Source organism: Streptomyces sp. NPDC052012 (genome assembly GCF_040689265.1).
Lineage (GTDB): Bacteria > Actinomycetota > Actinomycetes > Streptomycetales > Streptomycetaceae > Streptomyces.
In genome coordinates this window covers 152,375-172,432 of sequence record NZ_JBFAXA010000014.1, presented here as the reverse complement: position 1 = coordinate 172,432, position 20,058 = coordinate 152,375, and the positions used below count along the sequence as shown (strand labels likewise).

Sequence of the window (20,058 nt, the reverse complement as noted above, 5' to 3'; positions counted from 1 at the left end):
CCGCGGCCCCCGGCCCCCCCGGCCGCCGCCGCCCCCCCCCCGCCCCGGCCCCGCCCCACCCACCCCCCGTAGGCGCTACGCACACCCCCACCGAAGCCGCAGCGGCGCCGCAGGCATCCAACGCGCACCCCCACCGCACCCGCACCCGCGCCGCACCCGCTACTCCGTCACGTCGATCGCATACCGGTTCGTCTCCACCCCCGCCGCCGTCACCACCTGCACGTCCACCCGCCCCGGCTCCACCTCCACCGGCACCTGCACCGTCAGCAACGCGTCCGTCGGGTTGTCGAAGCCACCCCTCACCGGCACCAGCGGCACATGAACGTTCACCGCCCCCACCCGCACGACCATCCGCGACAACCGATCGGCGCCCCGCGCCCCCGCCGGCACGAACCCCACCCCCCGGATCTCGATGTCGTCCCCGGTCCGGATCGGCCCGTCCAGATCCCCCGCCTCCCGAGCCCGCACCACCGACAGAATCACCGGCCGCCCACCCTCGGCGTACTTCCCCGCGAGATACGTCGCCGCAGACACCAGCACCACCACCGCCAGCCCCCACGGCAGATCCGGCAACTGATCCGGCCGCCGTGCCAACCGCACCGCCGCGAACACCAGCGCCACCCCGCTGATCACCACGTACTGGATGTCCGCGAAGCTCCCCCGCCCGTCGTCGTCGGTCAGCAGATCCGCCGCACGGGGCCGTTCGGCGCGCACCTTCTGCAGCCGTTGCCCCTGCACCCGCACCCCGACGACCCGCCGCACCAGCACCGCGATCCCGCACACCACCGCGAGCACGGTCACGACACCGACCCCCCGGCCGAGTTCGAGCCCGGCGATCAGCGCATCACGCTCGGCGTGCCCCGAGGCCGCCGCCAGCCGCCCCACCAGCACGAGCACCGCGAACACAAGGAACAGCACCCAGCCCGCGGCCACCGCCCGCGACGTGGAGAGCCGGTTGTCCTCCCCGATCACCGGCGCCAGCACACCGCCCCGCGCCCGGTGGAACCACGACGCCGCCGTCAACGCCCCGGCCACCACCAGCGCCGCCAGCAGCCCGGCGGTGCGCGCATCGCTCCAGCCCGCACCGATCGCCGTGAGCGCCTGCCCCAGAAGCAGCAGCACGACCGCCGCCCACACCGTCACGGCTGTCCGCCGCCACAGCCGGGCCAGCCATGCCGCACCCTCCGCGCGACCGCGTTCGGCGACGACTTCGGCGGCCTGCGTCAGTTCCTCCGACACCCACTGCCGTGAGGCGGACGCCGAGTGCGCGACGGCGGCCGGCAGCCCCTGCCCGGCCGCGAACTCGTCCCGCTTGCGAAGAAACGCGGCGACCGCGCGCCGATGCCCTTCCCGCACCCCGTGCGGACAGTCCCCGCAGGTGCAGCCACCCGCGTGCGCCCCGTCGCCGCTACCGCCACCGTCACCGCCGACGCCGCCTGCCGCCGCACCGGCACTCGCGCCCACGCCGCCCCGTCTCGCCTCCCGCACCGCCACGCCCGATGCCCGCCTTCCACAACTCGCCGACGACGACAGCGAATTGTGCCCTAACCCACGCCTCACTCACCGGCCGCCCCGGGTCAGCGAGAGTGAACCCCGAAACGCCACGTTGACCCACACCCCAGCTCACCCCAGCTCACCCCAGCTCACCCCAGCAGCTCAGGCTCACTCCGACTGATCTCCTGCCACATCGGCTGATAATTGATCCACGCCACGAGATCCCCGCCCAGCTGCTCCCGCGTGGCCACCGCCTGCCGGTGATCGATCAGCACCGGCCGCCCCGCCGCCTTCGCGGCGAGCTGCACCCGGCACGACCGCTCCATCGACACGAACCACCACGCCGCCGCATCGACCGAATCCCCCACCGTGAGCAGCCCGTGATTGCGCAGCACCAGCGCCTTGTGCGTGCCGAGCACCGCGGCGATGCGCCTGCCCTCCTCCGCGTCCACGGTGACGCCGCTGTAGGCGTCGTACAGCGCGTGGTCCTCGTAGAAGGCGCAGCTCTCCTGTGTGATCGGGTCCAGCAGCTCACCCAGTGCGGCGAGGGCACGCCCGTGCACCGAGTGGCAGTGGGCGACGGCGACGACGTCGGGCCGGGCGGTGTGCACCTGGGCGTGCACGGTGAACGCGGCCTGATTGACGTGGTAGGCGCCCTCGACGACCTGGCCGTCCCGGTTGGCGAGCACCAGGTCGCTCACGGTGACGTGCCGGAAGGGCATGCCGAAGGGATTGACCCAGAAGCAGTCGGTGTATTCGGGGTCGCGTGCGGTGATGTGCCCCGAGACACCGTCCTCGAAGCCGAGCCGTCCGAACAGCCGCAGCGCGCCCGCGAGCCGCTCCTTGCGGTGCCGGCGCTCGTCCTCGACCGACTCGTGCATCGGCGGCATGGCGAAGCGCAGCTTGTCGGTGGGCAGCGGCGGGGGCGGGGTGGGCCCGGGCCCGTGCATAAGTCCTCCCGCGGGGGGTTTGCGTATGGGGCGGAAGTTACCGTCGGGAAGCCCGGTACGACAGATCGGTTCCGTAAAGACGCGGCACAACACTCCGCTTACCCGACAGGAGATGTCCGGTATTCGCGGAACACTCCCCCTATGAACACGAACTGGGAGGCTTTCGTCACCGCCGAGCCGGATCTCGCGCGGACCGTCGAGAAGCGCTTCGGCGCCCATACCCACCACGTCCTCGCGACGCTCCGCAAGGACGGCTCGCCCCGCACCACCGGCCTGGAGGTGCGCTTCCTGAACGGCGAGCTGTGGCTCGGCATGATGCCGGACTCGCGCAAGGCGCTCGACCTGCGCCGCGACCCGCGCTTCGCGCTTCAGGCGAACCCCGGACCGGGCACCGCCATGGACGGCGGCGACGTCCGGATCAGCGGCCGGGCGATCGAGGTCGAGGACGCGGAGACCCGCAGCAGATACACGAAAGAGGTGGAACCGCCGGAGCCGTTCCACCTCTTCCGCACCGAGCTGACGGAGGTCGTGCGGACCTACGTCGAGGACGACAAGTACCTGGTCGTCCAGGTCTGGAAGCCCGGAGCGCCGGTGCGCACGCTCAAACGGACCTGATCCCGGAGGGAGCCCGAGAACCCTGAAGAACCAGGGGACTCACTCCCACTCGATCGTCCCCGGCGGCTTCGACGTCACGTCGAGCACGACCCGGTTGACGTCCCGCACCTCGTTCGTGATCCGCGTCGAGATCTTCGCGAGGACCTCGTACGGCAGCCGAGACCAGTCGGCGGTCATGGCGTCCTCGCTGGAGACCGGGCGCAGGACGATCGGGTGACCGTACGTCCGGCCGTCGCCCTGGACACCGACCGACCTGACGTCCGCGAGCAGGACCACCGGGCACTGCCAGATGTCCCGGTCGAGGCCGGCCGCGGTCAGCTCCTCGCGGGCGATCGCGTCGGCCTCCCGGAGCAGGTCGAGCCGCTCCTTGGTGACCTCGCCGACGATCCGGATGCCGAGGCCGGGGCCGGGGAAGGGCTGGCGGTGGACGATCTCGTCGGGCAGGCCGAGCTCCTGGCCGACCATCCGGACCTCGTCCTTGAACAGCTTGCGCAGCGGCTCGATCAGCTTGAACTCGAGGTCCTCGGGAAGACCGCCGACGTTGTGGTGCGACTTGATGTTCGCGGTGCCGGTGCCGCCGCCGGACTCGACGACGTCCGGGTAGAGCGTGCCCTGGACCAGGAACTCCACCGCGGGACCCTCGTCGGCGATGATCTCGGCCTGGGCCTGCTCGAAGACGCGGATGAACTCGCGGCCGATGATCTTCCGCTTCTCCTCGGGGTCGGACACCCCGGCCAGCGCCTTCAGGAACCGCTCCTCGGCGTCCACGACCTTCAGCTGGACGCCGGTCGCGGCCACGAAGTCCTTCTCGACCTGCTCGGTCTCGCCCTTGCGCATCAGGCCGTGGTCGACGTAGACGCAGGTCAGCTGGGAGCCGATGGCCTTCTGGACGAGCGCCGCGGCGACGGCGGAGTCGACACCGCCGGACAGACCGCAGATGGCGCGCTTGTCGCCGACCAGCTCGCGGATCGCCTCGACCTGCTCCTCGATCACGTTGCCCGTGGTCCAGTTCGGGGACAGGCCCGCGCCCCGGTACAGGAAGTGCTCCAGCACCTGCTGCCCGTGCGTGGAGTGCATCACCTCGGGGTGGTACTGGACGCCGTAGAGCTTCTTCTCGTCGTTCTCGAAGGCGGCGACCGGCACGACGTCCGTGGAGGCGGTGACGGCGAAGCCCTCGGGGGCGGCGGAGCAGGCGTCGCCGTGCGACATCCACACGGCCTGCTCCTCCGGCGTGCCCTCGAAGAGGGTGGAGGACGTCTTGGAGACGTGCAGATCCGTACGGCCGTACTCGCGGGCGCCGGTGTTGTCGACCGTGCCACCCAGGGTCTGGGCCATGAGCTGGAAGCCGTAACACATGCCGAAGACGGGGACACCGGCCTCGAAGATCCGGCGGTCGAGGCGGGGGGCACCCTCCTCGTACACGGACGAGGGGCCGCCGGACAGGATGATCGCCGCGGGGTTCTTGGCGAGGATCTCCTCGACCGGCATGGTGCTCGGCACGATCTCGCTGTAGACCCGCGCCTCGCGGACGCGACGGGCGATGAGCTGGGCGTACTGTGCGCCGAAGTCGACGACCAGGACGGTGTCGGGCGCGTTGGCAGCGGGAGTCGCTGATGACACGGGGTGCCTTCCGGCGGTGGGGCGGGGGTCTTGTGCCTCCCGATTCTACCGGGGTGGCCGCGAATACCCTCCGCCGCCGCCGAAGCCGCCCCGTCTCAGCATGCGGCCCGGCTTGGACACCCCTGGTTCGCACGGCATACTGGCTCCCATGCTCACGCACCCGACCTTCGTCTTTACCTATGGCACCCGGCCCGCCGGCTGCCATGGTCGTGCTGCTTGAGCAACTGACAAGCGACTTCCCAGGCGCCCCGGGCCGACAAGGCCCGGGGCGCCTGGCGTATCCGGACCTTGCCGCTCCGGGGCGACCCCACACCAGCGAGGAGCCCCGACATGACCGCCACCGCCACCGCCACCGAGAAGAACGTCGCCGAGACCACCCCCGAGGCCGCCACCGAGAAGACCGGCGCCCGCACCCCCGCGGCCGCCGGCGTGATCACCGGCGCGCGTGAGCGCATCGACGCGCTCGACGACAGGATCATCGGCCTGATCCAGGAACGGATGGCCGTCTCCGCCGTGATCCAGAAGGAACGCATCGCCTCCGGCGGCCGGCGCGTGAACCTGTCCCGCGAGATGGAGATCCTCGCCCACTACAGGGACGCGCTGGGCAAGCCGGGCACGGCCCTCGCGATGACCCTGCTGGAGCTGTGCCGCGGAAAGATCTGAAGGATCTAAACAAATCTGGCCTGATCTGGACTGATCTGGGCGGGTCTGGACGGGCCTGAATCCACGTTCCGGGCACAGACGTACGCATCCTTCTCACCCGTACGGCGCGTGACCGGCGGCCGAACCGCTTCGTTGGTACCGGTGTCCGTGCCAGCCAGGGGCGGGCCCGAAAGAACCACGCGTGGCTCGCCGGAGCGATGAGACGTGCGGATCGTGCCGTGCGTCGTGGGACCTCGCTCCGGGAAGTGACCGGACGGCAGGGGACAGCAGCCCGGTCACCCAAGAGAACGGTCGGCTCCGGGGACGCCCGGGGCCGACCGGCGGGAATGTCCCCCGTCCGGGTCGAACGGTTGCGGAGGCCGCACCCATCGAGCACGATGCGTACGAGCCCAAGTCCCCCCGCAGACAACTGCATTGCCCTGCGCAGACGCACCGGAACGCGGACCGGAGGAGCGGACCGGCGGACGGACCGGCAGCGACTGCCAGAGCTCCAGACCAGCGGCGCTACCCCCCGGCGCCGCTCCCCCAGGCACCGGTGCTGCCCTGACGCCGGTGCTGACGAAGGAAGGGCCCCGCGGCTCCGCCCCGCGGGGCCCTTCGCCTGCCCGCACCCGCGGCTGTCGCCCCGTCGCCGTCGGGCTCAGGTGCGGCTGACGACCCCGCACCCGGCGGCGTCGGCCTCGGGCACGTCCCCGCTGCGGTCGTACGGATCGCTCGGCTCGCCGCTCGCGTCGGGGCCGGCCTCCTGATCGGTGAGGAACTGGGGACGGATCACCCCGTCGCCGTCCCGGCAGTCGTCGTTGGATATCTCGCCCCGGACGTCGGAGATCCACAGGTGTCCCTCGGTCCCCTGGTACTCGGTGAGGTCCAGGACGTCCGCCTCGACCACCCGGCGCACGATGGTGCGGGCCACCTCGTCACCGCCGCCGACGCGGGTCGCCGCGTAGACGAAGGTGTAGTCGGCCTTGATCACGGCCTTCCCCGCGTCTCCGCCCCCGGGCTCCACGGTGATGTGGCCGCGCACGCGCACGTCGTCCACCAGGTCGACCTCTTCGGGGTCGAAGCGGGTGAAGGTCCACACCGGGTCGTTCTTCACGGAAGGCTTGCGCAGCGCGTCGCGCAGCTGGGAGAGGTACTTCTTCTCCAGCGGGTCCACCAGGGCCAGCGCCTTCTTCGGCTCGCCGCCCTTCAGCACCTCGGGATCGAGGTTGGCGGCGACCAGGAACTCCTTCGTCTGCCGCAGGGCCTGCTGGATCCGCGCGGCCGGGATCCCGCCCGTCGCCTTCGCCTCGGGCAGCCGGATGGCGTCCGCTCCCGACTCCCAGCGGGCGGCGGGCGATCCGGCGAACGGCCGCTCGCGCGTGGGTACGCCCTCGGGGACGGCGGAGGGTGCGCCGGTGGGCCGGGCGGTCTCCGGAGCGAGCGGGGTCGTGGCATCGGCCTCGTCGGACGTGCCGCCGAAGTGGTCGCCGAGTCCGCCGGGCAGGTGGGACAGCGTGGCCGAGGGGTTCAGGGCGACCACGGCCAGCGCGGCGGCGAGCAGCACACCGACGACGCTCCAGATCCTGCGCCGGCGCGTGACCCGGGCCCCGTTCATCTCCTGCCAGGCGGGCCCGGTGCGCCAGCCCTCCGGTGCCGCGGGCCTGGCGGGTGCCTTCTTCCTGCCCCAGCCGCGCCCGCCGCTCCCCGGCCCGCCACCGGCCCTTGCCTGTGCCTCGTCCATCGCCCGCAGCCGCTCGGTCACCATCCGGGCCCTCGCGGACGGCTCCTTGGGCGCGGAGGCCCGGATGTCGCGCTCGCTGTCCTGGACGAACTTCTCCCATACGTCGTCGGGTATCGCGGACGACTCCGGTCTGGGTTCCTCGGGCGACTGCTCGGCCACAGCAACGGCTTTCTGTAGGGGATGTCGTCCGCGAGCGTACGCCCGCGTTGATCACTCGAACCCGGTGATCCACCTCACATAAGAATTCCGTGAGTTACCGAACAACCATTCACACAACTCGACGATCAAACCACCGGAACCACGGGCCCCACCCGCGCCCCACACGCGGAAGGCCTCCCCCAACACGCGCCGCAAACCGCGGCGCACCGGACATCCCGAGGTCTTCATGAAGCTTCGCCGCGCCATGGCAGCAGCGGCCGCAACGGCAGTGATAGCCCCGGTTGCCCTCCTCGCGGCGCCGGCCGCGTACGCGACCGAGCCAGCTCCCGCCGTCAGCGCAAGCGAGTCGACCGCCGACGGCGGGACCGACGAGCAGACGACCGAGACGTCACCGTCACCGTCCGAGAGCGAGTCAACCGACTCCACGGACACCACCGAACCCGAGGACACCACCAAGCCGGAGGACACCACCAAGCCCGAGGACACCGAGTCGCCCAGCTCCTCCCCGAGCGACGCGGCCCCGTCCCCGAGCTCCTCCGTGACCAGCCCCGCGCCGAGCACGTCCGCGCCGGAGGAGTCGGAGTCGCCGGACCCCGAGCCGTCCGCGTGCGAGGACAGCAAGGTCGACGTCAGCATCTCCGGCCTGCCCGGCAAGATCGCGAAGGGCAGCGGCTGGCACAAGTTCTCGCTGAACGTCGCGAACAACTCCGACTCCACCCTGGACAACCTGGACTTCTTCGCCGGTGCGTCCGCCGACGCGGAGTGGGACGAGCTGTTCACCGAGAAGCAGGTCCAGGTCCAGGCCTGGGACCCGAACGACAAGGTGTGGTTCGACCTCAACGAGGGCGGCTACGCGGTGGGGTACATCGGCTACACCACCGAGCTCGAGCCCGGCTACGAGGTCGACATCCCGATGCGCCTCAACGTGACGTCGTCCGCCCCCGTCGGCGCCGCCTTCTCCTTCGGCGCGACGATCTACGGCGACGCCGACGCCGAGTGCACCGGCTTCGGTGACGTCTCGTACCGCTTCCAGATCGTGGCCGCGGGCACGAACACCGAGGGCACCAAGCCGCAGGAAGGCGGCAAGGCGCCCGTCACGGACGAGAAGCCGAGCAGCAACACGCCGAAGGTCACCGGCAGCCTCGCCGAGACCGGCTCCAGCTCCGCCGTCCCGATGGTCGGCCTCGTCGGTGGTCTCGCCGTCGTCGCCGGTGCCGGGACCGTGTTCGTGGTGCGCCGCCGCAAGGCCGGTGCCGAGGCGTAAGGACGCCCGCACCACCAGGACAAAGGTGAGGACCTGCGCTCGGAGGGGGGCGCAGGTCCTCACTTTTCGTTCGTTCGTGCTCGTGACCGCTACTTCTTCGGCGGCACCGCGGGCATCCCCAGGAACGGCAGCTTCAGCGCGCCGAACGCGTCCGCCGGGACCACCGGGGACTTCGGCTCGACCGGCTGGAGGCGCCGGTAGCCCTCACCCTGCTCCGGCCGCGGGTCGGCCTCGCCCTTGTTGGGCCAGTACGACATCGCACGCTCGGCCTGTGCCGTGATGGTCAGGGACGGGTTCACGCCGAGGTTCGCCGAGACGGCCGCCCCGTCCACGACGGAGATCCCGGGGTGGCCGTACAGCCGGTGGTACGGATCGATCACGCCGGTGTCGCTGTCGGCGCCGATGGGACAGCCGCCGAGGAAGTGCGCGGTGAGCGGCATGCCGGTCAGCTCGCCGACGTTGGAGCCCGCGAAGCCGTTGATCTCGGCCGCGAGGGCGGAGGCGCCGTCCGTGGCCGCCTTGATCTGCTTGGGGTTGGGGGCCCCGTGACCCTGCCGGGCCGTGAGCAGTCCGCGGCCCACCCCGGAGGGCTTGAGGTACGTCGTCAGGGAGTTGTCCAGGGACTGCATCACCAGGCCGATGATGGTCCGCTCCGACCAGCGCCGGTTGGACAGCGACCGCAGCAGCAGCCAGGGATGCCGGGCCACGTTGCCCAGCCAGCCGAGGACCCGGGCCGCGCCCGAACCGCTTGCCGCGTAGGGGACCTGGAGGATGGACAGGCCGCCCATCGAGTTGGAGCCGCGGCCGTAGCGGACCGGCTCGATGTGGGTGTTGGCGTCGGGGTGGATCGAGGACGTGATGGCCACACCGCGGGTGAAGTCCACCTTCGGCGCCCCGGTGATCTTGCGGTAGCGGCGGTCGTCGGTCTGGGCGCCGACCAGCGCCTCGGAGTTGGTGCGGGTCAGCTCACCCAGCTTGTCCGACAGATGCGGCAGCTGCCCGTTGGCCTTCATGCGGTGCAGGAGGGTCTGGGTGCCGTACGTGCCGGCGGCCAGCACGACCCGGCGGGCCCGGAAGACACGGCCCTTGCCCTTGCGGCGGTTGTCGGTGGGCAGGGTGGCGACCGCGAAGCCCCCTTGTGAGTCCTCCGTCACCGACACGACCGTCGTCATGGGGTGGACGACCGCGCCCGCCTTCTCGGCGAGGTGCAGATAGTTCTCGTTGAGGGTGTTCTTGGCGCCGTGCCGGCAGCCGGTCATGCACTCGCCGCACTCGGCACAGGCCCGCCGCGACGGCCCGACCCCGCCGAAGTACGGGTCCGGCACCTCCTGACCGGGCTCGGCCTTCACCTTGCCGTCGGCGTCCTTGCCGTCGCCGAAGAAGACGCCGACGGGGGCCATGTGGAAGGTGTCGCCGCAGCCCATCCGCTCGGCCGCCGCCTTCAGATGGACGTCCGAGGGGGTCATCGTCGGGTTGAGCCGTACGCCGAGCATGCGCCGCGCCTGGTCGTAGTACGGCTTCAGCTCCTCCTGCCAGTCGGTGATGTCACCCCACTGGGGGTCCTCGAAGAACGGCTTGGGCGGCACGTACAGGGTGTTGGCGTAGTTGAGGGAACCTCCGCCGACGCCCGCGCCGGCCAGGACCATGACGTTGCCCAGCAGATGGATGCGCTGGATGCCGTACATGCCCAGCTTCGGGGCCCAGAGGTAGTTCTTGATGTCCCAGGAGTTCTTGGGCAGGGACTCACGGGTCCAGCGGCGGCCGGCCTCCAGGACGCCGACCGTGTAGCCCTTCTCGGTCAGCCGGAGTGCTGAGACCGAGCCGCCGAAGCCTGAGCCGACGACGATGACGTCATAGTCGTAAGCGTCTTGAGGCACGGGTGTCTCCTCTTTGAGTTTCACGTGCGGGTCGTGCGTGGTTCTCGCGCCCACGCGGCGCCGGCCGCATGCCGATGCGGCCCCGCGCGCCTAAGAGCGCCTCACCTGAACCGGAGTGCCTTCATCGCCCTCAGGCTGCGGCTCATGAACGCCGCGTACTTCTCGTCGTCCATGCCCAGCGAAGGGGCCATCGGCAGCAGACGCTGGTGGGCGACCGTCTGGGCCTCGGTGTACTTCAGGATCCCCTCCGCGCCGTGGCGGCGGCCGAGGCCCGAGTCCTTCATGCCGCCCATCGGGGACTGGACGCTGCCGTAGGCGGGCGCGTAGCCCTCGTTGATGTTGACCGTGCCGGTGCGCAGGCGGGCGGCGATCTCGCGGCCACGCCGGGCGTTCTTCGTCCACACCGAGGAGTTCAGGCCGTACGAGGTGGAGTTGGCGCGCTCGATCGCGTCGTCGTCGTCCTTGAAACGGTAGATCGACACGACCGGGCCGAAGGTCTCCTCGGTGCAGACGGCCATGGGGGCCTCGACGCCGTCGAGGATGGTCGGCTCGTAGAAGTACGGGCCGACGTCCGGGCGGGCCTTGCCGCCCGCGAGCACCTTGGCGCCCTTGGCGACCGCGTCCTCCACGTGCCGGGTGACGGCGGTGAGTTGGCGTTCGCCGACCAGGGAGCCCATGTCGGCGCCGTAGGCGAGGGAGGTGCCGAGGCGCAGCGCCTCGGTGCGGGCGACGAAGCGCTCCAGGAAGGCGTCGGCGATCGACTCGTGGACGTAGAGCCGCTCGATGGAGATGCACAGCTGGCCCGCGGAGGAGAAGCAGGCGCGGACGGCGCCCGCGGCGGCCTTGTCGAGGTCGGCGTCCTCGAGGACCAGCATGGCGTTCTTGCCGCCGAGTTCGAGGGAGAAGCCGACCAGGCGGGCGGCGGCGCCCTGCGCGACCTGGCGGCCGGTGGCGGTGGAGCCGGTGAAGGAGACGTAGTCGGCGTGCTTGACGACCTCGGGTCCGACGACCGGGCCCTCGCCGAGGACGACCTGGAAGACGTCGGCGGGCAGCCCGGCCTCGATCAGCAGGTCGCGGGCCCACAGCGCGGTGAGGCAGGTCTCGGTGTCGGGCTTCATCACGACCGCGTTGCCCGCGACGAAGGCGGGGAGCGCGTCGCCGACGGAGAGTTCGAGAGGGTAGTTCCAGGGTGCGATCTGGCCCACGACGCCGCGCGGATGGCGCAGTTCGGTGACCTTCGTCAGGGTCGGGATGGCGCCCGTGTGCCGCTTGGGCCTGAGGTACGCGGCGGCGCGGCGGCCGTAGTGACGGGCGGCGACGGCGACGGCCTGCACCTCCTCGTGGGCGTGCAGCCGGGCCTTGCCGGTCTCCAGCTGAACCAGGTCGAGGACCTCGGCCTGGCGCTCCAGCAGGATGTCGTGGAAGCGGAGCAGGACGGCGGCGCGCTGCCGCACCGGGGTCTGCGCCCAGACGGACTGGGCGGCGCGGGCCGCGGCGAAGGCCTTCTCCACGTCCTGAGGCGTCGACTCCGGCAGGTCGGCCAGCTTCTCGCCCGTGAACGGGGTGTGATTGGCCGTCCGGCCGGACCCGACGATGCCCTTGGTGAGCTGGGCTATCAGCTCGGGCGTGACCACGTCGGCGGCGGTGCGGGCGCCCGCCGGGGCGGGGGCGAGGGGGTTGGTGCCGGTCGATTCCCGGGTCTGCGCGTCCGTCATGAGCCGCAGGGTATGCCCGGGCGAACACTTTGTGTACCCGTCGGTAACAGATTCACCGACCGCTCACACACGCCGCCAGTGAACGCTGGCAACAAAGCCCCTGATCAGGGCGTTGCCGAGCGCTCAGAGCTTGTTGACGTCCAGATTCGCGATCGCCGTCTTCGCCACCTCGCGGCCCCGCTCCGTGAAGTCGCCCTTGCCGGGGTAGCCGATGGTGAGCTTGTACATGTCGCCCTTGGAGGTCTTGTAGTAGAAGATCCTCAGCTCGCGGGGAAGCGGGTTCTGGCTGTCGTCGGTCGTGTAGACGACGGTGTTCTCGGCCGCTTTCTTGCCCTTGTAGGTCAGGTTCGGTCTGGGGCTCGTCCTGGTGCTCGGGTCGTCGGGGATGCCGTAGTTGTAGGCGCCGTCCTTGAAGTCGGCGTCGTCCTCGTACATCTCGGCGTCGGCGGAGCCCGCGATGTTGCCGGTGTCCTCGGCCTGCTTCTCAAGGGTCAGACCGATGGAGATGGCGCCGCTCAGATCGGTGTATCTCACCCAGTGGCTCTGGTCGGTCTCCTCGGGCACGGACCGCTTGTACCCCTTCGGCACCGCCAGGGTCGCGCCGACGGCCTTCTCGTCGTGGGTCTCCCAGCCGTCCGGCAGCGGCCCCGCGAACGGATCGGCGAGCACCAGATACACCGCCACCGCGGCCGCGACGACCGCGGCGCCCAGCCCGATCAGCGTCTTGCGGCCGATCCGGATGCCCTTGCCCCCGGAGCCGGGGACGGGCACCTGGACGACCTGCGTCGGCTGCGGCGCGGGCGGGTTGGCGGCGGCCTCCAGCAGGGTGCGGACCTGGGCGGCGTTCGGACGGCGCGCCGGGTCCTTCTGCAGCAGTGCGGTGATGACCTCGGCCAGCGGTCCCTGCACGGAAGCGGGCGGCGCGGGCGTGGCGTTGAGGACGGACTGCAGCGTGGCGGGGGTGTTGCTGCGGCGGAACGGCGAGACGCCCTCCGTCGCCGCGTACAGCACCACTCCGAGCGACCACAGGTCGGAGGCGGGGCCGGGGCGCTGGCCGAGCACGCGCTCCGGGGCGATGTACTCGGGCGAACCGACGAACCCGCCGGTGTCGGTCAGATTGGTCTCGCCCTCGATCTGGGCGATGCCGAAGTCGGTCAGCACGACACGGTCGTACCGGCCGAGCAGAACGTTGTCCGGCTTCACGTCCCGGTGCAGGACGCCCGCCGCGTGGGCCGCCTCCAGCGCGCCGAGCACTTCCAGGCCGACACGGGCCGCCTCGCGTGCGGAGAGCGTGCCCTCCTCCTGGAGGACGGCGCCGAGCGAACGGCCGTTGACCAGCTCCATCACGATCCACGGCTGACCGTCCACGACGGCCACGTCATGGACGTCCACCACCGCCGGGTGGTCGAGCCGGGCCGCGGCGCGGGCCTCGCGGCGCATCCGCTCGAACGCGTTGGCCCGTTCACGCTCGGGAAGGTGCTCGGGTACGCGGGGCTCCTTGACGGCGACCTCGCGGTCCACCGTCTCGTCCTTGGCCCGCCACACCGTGCCCATGCCGCCGTGCCCGAGCTTGGCGAGCAGCCGGTAGCGGCCCGCGACGAGGCGTCCGGTGCCGGGCTCGGGGGACGGGTGGGGCTGCGGGGGCTGGGGCTGGGCGTGCTGTGCCTGCCGCTGGGGGCCGTCGGGGGCCTGCTGGGGCACCACCTGCGTCGGTGCGGCGTACGGATTGCCTGGGTGCGGCACGGCCCCGGGCGGGCCGGGGTTCGGCGGTTGCAGACCAAAACTCGTCGGCTCGTCGGCCCCGTGGCGGGCTCCCCCGTTGTTGCTCATGGTTCATCCATATCGCGCGGGGCGGCCATGGATCCACTACGAACCCGAACCGGTCACAGACCCGTGACTCTCACTGGGGCTTATCTCCCATTTATGCGGACTGGGGGCGGAGGGGGACGTCCGAGGAGCGGTGGACGTCCGAGGAGCGGTGGACGCCCGAGGAGCGGTGGACGCCCGAGGAGCGGTGGGTGACGCGGAGTCGGAGGAGCTCGGGGGCGTCTGAGGTGCCGTACTGCTCGGCGTGCCGCCCCCGCCGCCCTCACGGTCCATCAGCAGCGCCGCCGCGGACACGCCCGCTCCCGCCATCGCGGCGACGGCCAGCGCGGCCACCAGCACGCTTCGGGTGGGCGGCCGGGTCTCCGGGCGCTCGTCGGCCGACGTGCCGGGTGCCTCGGGCGGGTGCGCGCTGCCCGGTTCCCGCCATGCCGTGCGCCGCAGCCGGGGCCGGCCCCGATCCGCCGGCGGGTATCTCAGCGGCGGCACCTCCGGCGTACGGCCCGTCTCGCGGAACGCCCGCAGCATCAGCTCGGCGCTGTCCGCGTCCAGCCGCCGGTCGGGGTCACGCTCCAGCAGGCCGCGTACGACGGGCAGGATCGGCCCGGCCTGCGCGGGCGGCCGGATCTCGTCGACGACCACGGCGTGCAGAACGCCCCCGATCGAGTCGCGCCGAAAGGGCGATTCGCCGCTGAGGGCCGTGCACAGCAGCGCGCCCAGGGACCACAGATCCGACTCGGGCCCGGTTCTGGTGCCGGACATCCGCTCGGGGGCGGTGTACTCGGGCGAGCCGACGAAGGAGCCGGACTCGGTGAGCGTGGTGGCGCCCGCGACCTGGGCGATGCCGAAGTCGGTGAGGACGACCCGGTCCGTGCCGTTCTCCAGCAGGACGTTGGCGGGCTTGAGGTCGCGGTGCAGTACCCCGGCGGCGTGGGCGGCCCGTAACGCCCCGAGCAGCTCGATGCCGATGCGCGCGGCCTCGTCGGCGTCGACCGCGCCCCGGCCGGCGACACGGTCCGCGAGGGAGCAGCCGTCGATCAACTCCAGGACGATATAGGGGCGTTCGTCGTCCTCCACGACGTCGTGGACCACGATGATGTGCGGATGACTCAGCTGGGCGAGCGCCCGGGCCTCGCGCAGCGTGCGCTCGCGCTGCCGGCGGGCGTCCTCCGCGGAGAGGGTCTCGTCGACGGGCAGTTCCTTGACGGCCACGCCGCGCCCGAGCAGTTGGTCCGTCGCCCGCCACACCACGCCCATGCCACCGCGGCCGAGTCTCGACTCCAGACGGTAACGGCCTGCGATGACACGGGCGTTGTTGTCCCGCGCGGACCCGTTGCCGGACTGCCCCTCGGTCCCCATGGGGCCCATCATGCCCCACCGGATGTGTTCCCTCCGGTACGCCGATTCAGCCAAGCGGCGGCCGGTGTGCGGGTGTTACGGCTCGCGCCAGCCCTTGAGCACCGTCTCGAACTGCTCGCTGGTCGTCGCCCAGTCGTCGGCGGGGGCGGTCATGAGGAGCGCGTACTCGACCCCTTCGCGCGAGATGTACATCTGGTCGACGGCCCGGTACGGCCCCGGGAAGTCCGTGTCCTTGGCGAGCGCCGTCCAGGTGTACTCCAGGCGTGCGCTCGGGCGGTCGCGGTAGAGGTCGCGCTGCAGCTTGACCCGCCGGTAGTCGACGAGCCGCTGCCCTATCTGCCAGTCCAGGTCGCTCAGGTGCTCGAAGGGATCGTCGAAGTCGGGGGAGTCGTCCATGGCGATCCGGATGGAGTGCTTGCCGCGGTCGGGCGTGTAGTCGACCTGGCCGGTCTCTTCGTCGTAGGTGCGCTGCCAGTCCTCGCCGGGCAGGGCGATGCTGAAGCCGAGCGGGTCGGTGCGCCGTACCCAGCCCGCCGGGAGGCCAGCGGTGGACCCGGCCCCGTCGCTGTTCGAGGCGCTGGGACGCGGCGTCTCGGAGGGGGCCGCCGTACCGCCGTCGCCCCTGGACTGGTCCCACTGCTGGAGCACCACCGCGGTACCGCCGCCGATGACCGCGGCGAGGGCGACCACCAGCGCGATCAGGCGCCGGCGCTTGCGCCGGGCGGGCCCGGCGGCGGATCCGGGCCCGGTGGCAACGGTTCCGGTGGGCGTGACGGCTGCGCCCGCGGGCGCGTACGGCGGCTGCGCGGCCGTCCGTCCGGTCGCGTGCGGCGGCTGAACGGCGGTCGGTCCGGTCTGACCGGTCTGACCGGTCGGCCCGCTCGGTCCGGTCGCGTGCGGGAAGCGGGACCCGGCACCGTCCGGCCGGGTCTCGTCCGGCAGCGGTACGTGCGCGCCGGCGGCCCGGGTCGGCACGTACAGCTGCGCCGAGTCGGGCCGGCGCCCCTCCGCCGCCTCCGCGAGCATCTGCTCGGCCGCCGCGGCGTCGGGGCGGTCGGCCGGATCCTTGCTCAGCAGGGCGCCGATGACCGGGGCGAGCGGTCCGGCGTGCCGCGGCTCGGTGGCCTCCTCCTCGACGACCGCCTGCATGGTGGTCAGCGGTGAGGTGCGGCGGAACGGCGATCTGCCCTCCACCGCCGTGTACAGGGTGGCGCCGAGCGCCCACAGGTCGGAGGCCGGACCCGGGTCGTGGCCGCGCACCCGCTCGGGCGCGAGGTAGTCGACCGAGCCGACGACCTCTCCGGTCCGGGTGATGGCGGTGTCGCCGTCGATCTGCGCGATGCCGAAGTCGGTGAGCAGCACCCGCCCGTCACGGCCGAGGAGAACGTTGCCGGGCTTGACGTCGCGGTGCAGGACACCTGCCGTGTGGGCGGCGCGCAACGCGCGTAGCACCCACATGCCGACACGCGCGGCCTCGCGGGGCTCGACGCGGCCCTCCTCCTTGACCGCGTCGGCCAGCGAACGGCCCTCGACCAGCTCCATCACGATCCACGGCCGGCCGTCGTGCTCCAGCACGTCGTGCACCGTGACGACCGCGGAGTGGTTGATCCGCGCCGCCGCGCGTGCCTCGGCGCGGGTCCGCGCGAGCAGCATCGCCTGTTCGCTGTCGGAGACGTAGAGTGCGGCGGTCAACTCCTTGATGGCGACGGACCGGTGCAGCACCTCGTCGTGCGCACGCCACACCCGGCCCATGCCACCGCTGCCGATGGACTCTCCGAGCCGGTAGCGGCCCGCGACGAGCGAGCCCTGCATCTGATTCACGTTGCCCCGCAATGGTCTTGACAGGGTCAGGGTAAGGACCGACCCCCATCCTGGGAACGGGCGGGGTGCCAAGGAGACCGCACTGTGATGGTTGTCGCTGTCCGGGGCGCCAGGCAACCACAGGGGGTAGGGATGCGTACGTTCTCCGTCAGTTCTCGGTCGGCTCCCCGTCCGTTCCCGGTCGGCTCGGGGTCAGCTCTCCGTCCGTTCTCAGTCGGGTCGGGGTCAGCTCTCCGTCGGCTCTCCGTCAGTTTTCGGTCGGCTCGCGGTCAGCTCCCCGTCAGCCGGTGAACCGGTAGGTGGCCGCTGCCTGTTCGTACAGCCGGGTCACCTCGTCCCGCTCGCCCTCCGGTCCGCGGACCTGCACCACGTGGTAGCGGCCGTCGATCAGCGCCGCGAGATTGCGGACATACAACTCGCCCCCGTCGCCGCCGGTCCAGGTGAACTGCCCCTCCGCCATGGTGCGCCCGCCCACCTCGATGGTCTTCAGCCCGGTGGAGGTGGCCCAACTGGAGTCGCGGTACGGCTGGAGCTCACGCTCGTCCTCCCGCTGATACGCCATGGGGTCGCTGCCGTACCGCTCGGCGCTGTCCCGGCCCGGCACCACGATCAGCTCGAAGTCACCGCGGGAGTAGACGATCTGGCCGCTGCCGTTCTTCCCGGTGCGCTGCCAGTCCTCGGCGACGGCGATCTGGAACCCCTCGGGATCCTTGCGCAGCGTGAAGCCCTCGGCGGCCTCGGGACCGGTGGTCTGGGTCTCGGTGGAGCCGGCCGACTCCTCGGGGCTCTTCTCCGGGCTGTCCTTGGGCTCGGGCGCGGCCTCGTCGTCCCCGCCCGGCGCGCCGCCCGTGTCCCGCGACGGCGGCGCCTGGCTGACCTCGCCGGTCGCACCGGCGCCCGTGGTCTCCTCACCGGCCTTCGGCATGAACAGCATGGCGTACGCGATGGCGGCGGCCATCACGAGCAGCACCAGCAGGAGCAGAGTGCGACCGAGCCGGCGCGGGGAACGGGCGCTCTGTTTGGCCCGCTTGTGCCGGCCGTGGTGGGCCGGCAGTGCCGCGCGCCGTCTGCGCACCAGCTCGCCCCGGCGGCGCACCACCGGCAGCCGGCTGCCCTCCAGCGGCGGGGCCGTGATGACGTGCAGGCCGGCCTCGGGCTCGGGCGCCGACCGCACCAGGGAGCGCAGCCAGCCGCGCAGCTCCTCTATGTCCGGCCGCTCCGTGGGGTCCTGCCGCAGCAGCGACTCCACGACCGGCCGGAGCGGCCCGCACTCCTCGGCGAACGCGGGCGGCTCGGCACACACCATCTGCACCAGCTCGGCCGTGGACTCCTCCGGGTACGGAGCATGCCCCTGCACGGCCCGGAACAGCAGCGCCCCCAGCGCCCAGAGGTCGGTGGCGGGACCGATCGGCGCGGCCAGCTGCCAGTTCTCGTGCACGGGCCCGGCCTGCTCGGGCGCCCACCGCTCCGTCACCGGTCCGACGACGGCCATCCGCGCCTGCCGGGCCCGCTCGGCGGCCAACGCGCTGGTGGGTCCGCGCGGCACGGGCGTCTGCGCCGCCAGCTCGTCCCACCGCGCGGGCGTCGGCGGGGTGGTGCTGGGCGTGGGGGCGGCCGGGGTGGTGCGGGTGCCGGCGGGCGGGAGCGCGGTGCGTCCCTGCGCGCCGGTGCCGTCGGCTGGTGGGGTGGTGCCGGTGCGGGGCGTGGCTCCGTGCCAGCCGGTGGCGGCGACGCCGTAGGGATCGGCGATCTGGCCCGGCGGCAGCGCACCGGGCTGCGTGCCCGCGCCGTTCGGCGCTCCCTGACCGCCCGGGCCCGCGTGTCGCCCAGGCCCGGCGGTGTACGGCGGCTGAGCGGAGCCGTTGGTGTGGGGTCCGGCGGGCGGCGGAGCCTGGCCGCCCTCCGGTGCCGTCCGGGCACCGGGCAGGGCGGCGGCCGTCCGGCCGCTCTGCTGCGCCTCCTGCACCCGCGCCGCGGCACGCGCTCCCGCCCGGTACGCGGCGATGGCGCCCGCGCGGGCCGCCCTGACGTCCCCGGCACTGCCGAGGGCCCGGGGAGCCGTGGCGGCGGGGACACCGCCCGGTGTGTCGGCGCCGGCTCCGGGCAGCCGCCCGGCTCGCGCCTCGATCGCGGCCCGGCGCATGGCGTCGGGGTCGGTCCTGGGCCCCGGTGCCGGCACCGGGCCGGCGGCGGCTCCGGGCGGCCAGGCCGCCGTGCGTTCCGCATCCGGCACTGCGGGGGGCGGCACCGGCCCGGATGTCCCGGCCTCCCCCTCCTTCGGCGTCTCGGAGTCCGGAGCCGGCACCGGGTCGTACCCGCACAGCGCTTCCTCGGCCGCACCGACCGCCAAGCCGGTGAGCATCACCCGGCCGTCGTCGCAGACCAGGACCGTGCGCGCGGTGATGTTCCGGTGCACCCAGCCGTGGGAGTGCAGCACCCGCAGCGCCATCAGCACGTCGGAGGCCACCTCCGCCGCCCGGTACGGCGTCAGCGGCTTCTCGGCGAGCAGCGCGGCCAGCGGACGCGCGGCCACCAGCTCACTGACGACCCACAGCGAACCGCCCTCCGCGAACACGTCGAACACCTGGTCGAGCCGTGGGTGGTCCGGGATGGCGGCCGCCGCCTGCGCGGCCTCCACCGCCCGCCGCACGACCGGATCCGTGGGCCGCCGCGTACCCGCCCGCGCGGGCGCCCGCCCGGAACCACGCCGTGCGCTGCCGTCCCGCGCGGTGAAGCCGTCCGGCAGACCCTCTGCGTCGAGCACCTCGGCCTCGACGACCTCCGGCAACGGCACCTGCCTGACCAGGACTTCCTGCCCGCTGTACGTGTCGAAGGCGCGAGTCTCGGTGAGTTCGTACTCGTCGGAGGGCGGCAGCGGCAGGCGGTAGCGGTCGGCGAGAACCCGTCCCGCATAGTCGTCCACGTTGCCTCCCCCGGCAGTACGGTCGGTCAATTCCGTTCGCCTCGCGACCCG

The 20,058-nt window shown here is 72.4% G+C and carries 13 protein-coding genes; 3 read left to right on the top strand and 10 right to left on the bottom strand.

Annotation, left to right across the window (positions count from 1 at the left end):
• Nucleotides 1-159: 159 nt before the first annotated feature.
• Both AB0412_RS22740 and AB0412_RS22735 read right to left on the bottom strand, forming a co-directional pair.
• A complete protein-coding gene (locus AB0412_RS22740; protein ID WP_366404373.1) occupies nt 160-1,356 on the bottom strand; it encodes a hypothetical protein in 1,197 nt (398 codons plus the stop codon).
• A 287-nt stretch (nt 1,357-1,643) separates the two neighbouring features.
• Nucleotides 1,644-2,444, bottom strand: coding sequence for a class II aldolase/adducin family protein (locus AB0412_RS22735; protein ID WP_366404372.1), 801 nt, complete (start codon nt 2,442-2,444; stop codon nt 1,644-1,646).
• A gap of 141 nt (nt 2,445-2,585) precedes the next feature.
• Here AB0412_RS22735 and AB0412_RS22730 point away from each other — a divergent pair, with 141 nt between their 5' ends.
• Complete coding sequence (locus tag AB0412_RS22730) at nt 2,586-3,059, top strand: pyridoxamine 5'-phosphate oxidase family protein (protein ID WP_366404371.1); 474 nt, start codon at nt 2,586-2,588, stop codon at nt 3,057-3,059.
• A gap of 39 nt (nt 3,060-3,098) precedes the next feature.
• Here the strand turns inward: AB0412_RS22730 and guaA are convergent, their stop codons facing one another.
• Nucleotides 3,099-4,679: a glutamine-hydrolyzing GMP synthase gene (guaA, locus tag AB0412_RS22725; protein WP_366404370.1), complete on the bottom strand. Its 1,581-nt coding sequence runs from the start codon at nt 4,677-4,679 to the stop codon at nt 3,099-3,101.
• Between the two features lie 330 nt (nt 4,680-5,009).
• On the opposite strand from guaA, the gene AB0412_RS22720 reads away from it, so the two are divergent.
• Nucleotides 5,010-5,342, top strand: coding sequence for a chorismate mutase (locus AB0412_RS22720; RefSeq protein WP_366404369.1), 333 nt, complete (start codon nt 5,010-5,012; stop codon nt 5,340-5,342).
• A gap of 640 nt (nt 5,343-5,982) precedes the next feature.
• Here the strand turns inward: AB0412_RS22720 and AB0412_RS22715 are convergent.
• Nucleotides 5,983-7,224, bottom strand: coding sequence for a hypothetical protein (locus AB0412_RS22715; RefSeq protein ID WP_366404368.1), 1,242 nt, complete (start codon nt 7,222-7,224; stop codon nt 5,983-5,985).
• A gap of 226 nt (nt 7,225-7,450) precedes the next feature.
• Here AB0412_RS22715 and AB0412_RS22710 point away from each other — a divergent pair, with 226 nt between their 5' ends.
• Nucleotides 7,451-8,488 carry an LAETG motif-containing sortase-dependent surface protein gene (locus tag AB0412_RS22710; protein WP_366404367.1) on the top strand — a complete coding sequence of 346 codons (1,038 nt, stop codon included), beginning with the start codon at nt 7,451-7,453 and terminating at the stop codon, nt 8,486-8,488.
• An 89-nt stretch (nt 8,489-8,577) separates the two neighbouring features.
• Here AB0412_RS22710 and AB0412_RS22705 read toward each other — a convergent pair whose 3' ends face one another.
• From AB0412_RS22705 to AB0412_RS22680, 6 genes are all read right to left on the bottom strand, one after another.
• Nucleotides 8,578-10,365, bottom strand: a complete 1,788-nt coding sequence (locus tag AB0412_RS22705; protein WP_366404366.1) for a GMC family oxidoreductase — start codon at nt 10,363-10,365, stop codon at nt 8,578-8,580.
• A gap of 101 nt (nt 10,366-10,466) precedes the next feature.
• The gene (locus AB0412_RS22700) at nt 10,467-12,080 is read right to left on the bottom strand and encodes a succinic semialdehyde dehydrogenase (RefSeq protein ID WP_366404365.1); all 1,614 of its coding nucleotides are present in this window, start codon (nt 12,078-12,080) and stop codon (nt 10,467-10,469) included.
• 123 nt (nt 12,081-12,203) lie between these two features.
• Nucleotides 12,204-13,910 carry a serine/threonine-protein kinase gene (locus AB0412_RS22695; RefSeq protein ID WP_366404364.1) on the bottom strand — a complete coding sequence of 569 codons (1,707 nt, stop codon included), beginning with the start codon at nt 13,908-13,910 and terminating at the stop codon, nt 12,204-12,206.
• Nucleotides 13,911-13,946: 36 nt separating this feature from the next.
• Complete coding sequence (locus AB0412_RS22690; protein WP_366404363.1) at nt 13,947-15,263, bottom strand: protein kinase; 1,317 nt, start codon at nt 15,261-15,263, stop codon at nt 13,947-13,949.
• 75 nt (nt 15,264-15,338) lie between these two features.
• On the bottom strand, nt 15,339-17,075 hold the full coding sequence (locus AB0412_RS22685) for a protein kinase (protein WP_366404384.1): 1,737 nt from the start codon (nt 17,073-17,075) through the stop codon (nt 15,339-15,341).
• Between the two features lie 289 nt (nt 17,076-17,364).
• A complete protein-coding gene (locus AB0412_RS22680) occupies nt 17,365-20,007 on the bottom strand; it encodes a protein kinase (protein ID WP_366404362.1) in 2,643 nt (880 codons plus the stop codon).
• Between the last annotated feature and the right edge of the window lie 51 nt (nt 20,008-20,058).

What these genes read in the sequence shown, in the direction of transcription:
- AB0412_RS22695 (WP_366404364.1), bottom strand. Translation starts at nt 13,910, where the DNA reads ATGAGCAACAACGGGGGAGCCCGCCACGGGGCCGACGAGCCGACGAGT.
- AB0412_RS22690 (WP_366404363.1), bottom strand. Translation starts at nt 15,263, where the DNA reads ATGGGGACCGAGGGGCAGTCCGGCAACGGGTCCGCGCGGGACAACAAC.
- AB0412_RS22720 (WP_366404369.1), top strand. Translation starts at nt 5,010, where the DNA reads ATGACCGCCACCGCCACCGCCACCGAGAAGAACGTCGCCGAGACCACC.
- AB0412_RS22700 (WP_366404365.1), bottom strand. Translation starts at nt 12,080, where the DNA reads ATGACGGACGCGCAGACCCGGGAATCGACCGGCACCAACCCCCTCGCC.
- AB0412_RS22735 (WP_366404372.1), bottom strand. Translation starts at nt 2,444, where the DNA reads ATGCACGGGCCCGGGCCCACCCCGCCCCCGCCGCTGCCCACCGACAAG.
- AB0412_RS22730 (WP_366404371.1), top strand. Translation starts at nt 2,586, where the DNA reads ATGAACACGAACTGGGAGGCTTTCGTCACCGCCGAGCCGGATCTCGCG.
- AB0412_RS22685 (WP_366404384.1), bottom strand. Translation starts at nt 17,075, where the DNA reads ATGCAGGGCTCGCTCGTCGCGGGCCGCTACCGGCTCGGAGAGTCCATC.
- AB0412_RS22710 (WP_366404367.1), top strand. Translation starts at nt 7,451, where the DNA reads ATGAAGCTTCGCCGCGCCATGGCAGCAGCGGCCGCAACGGCAGTGATA.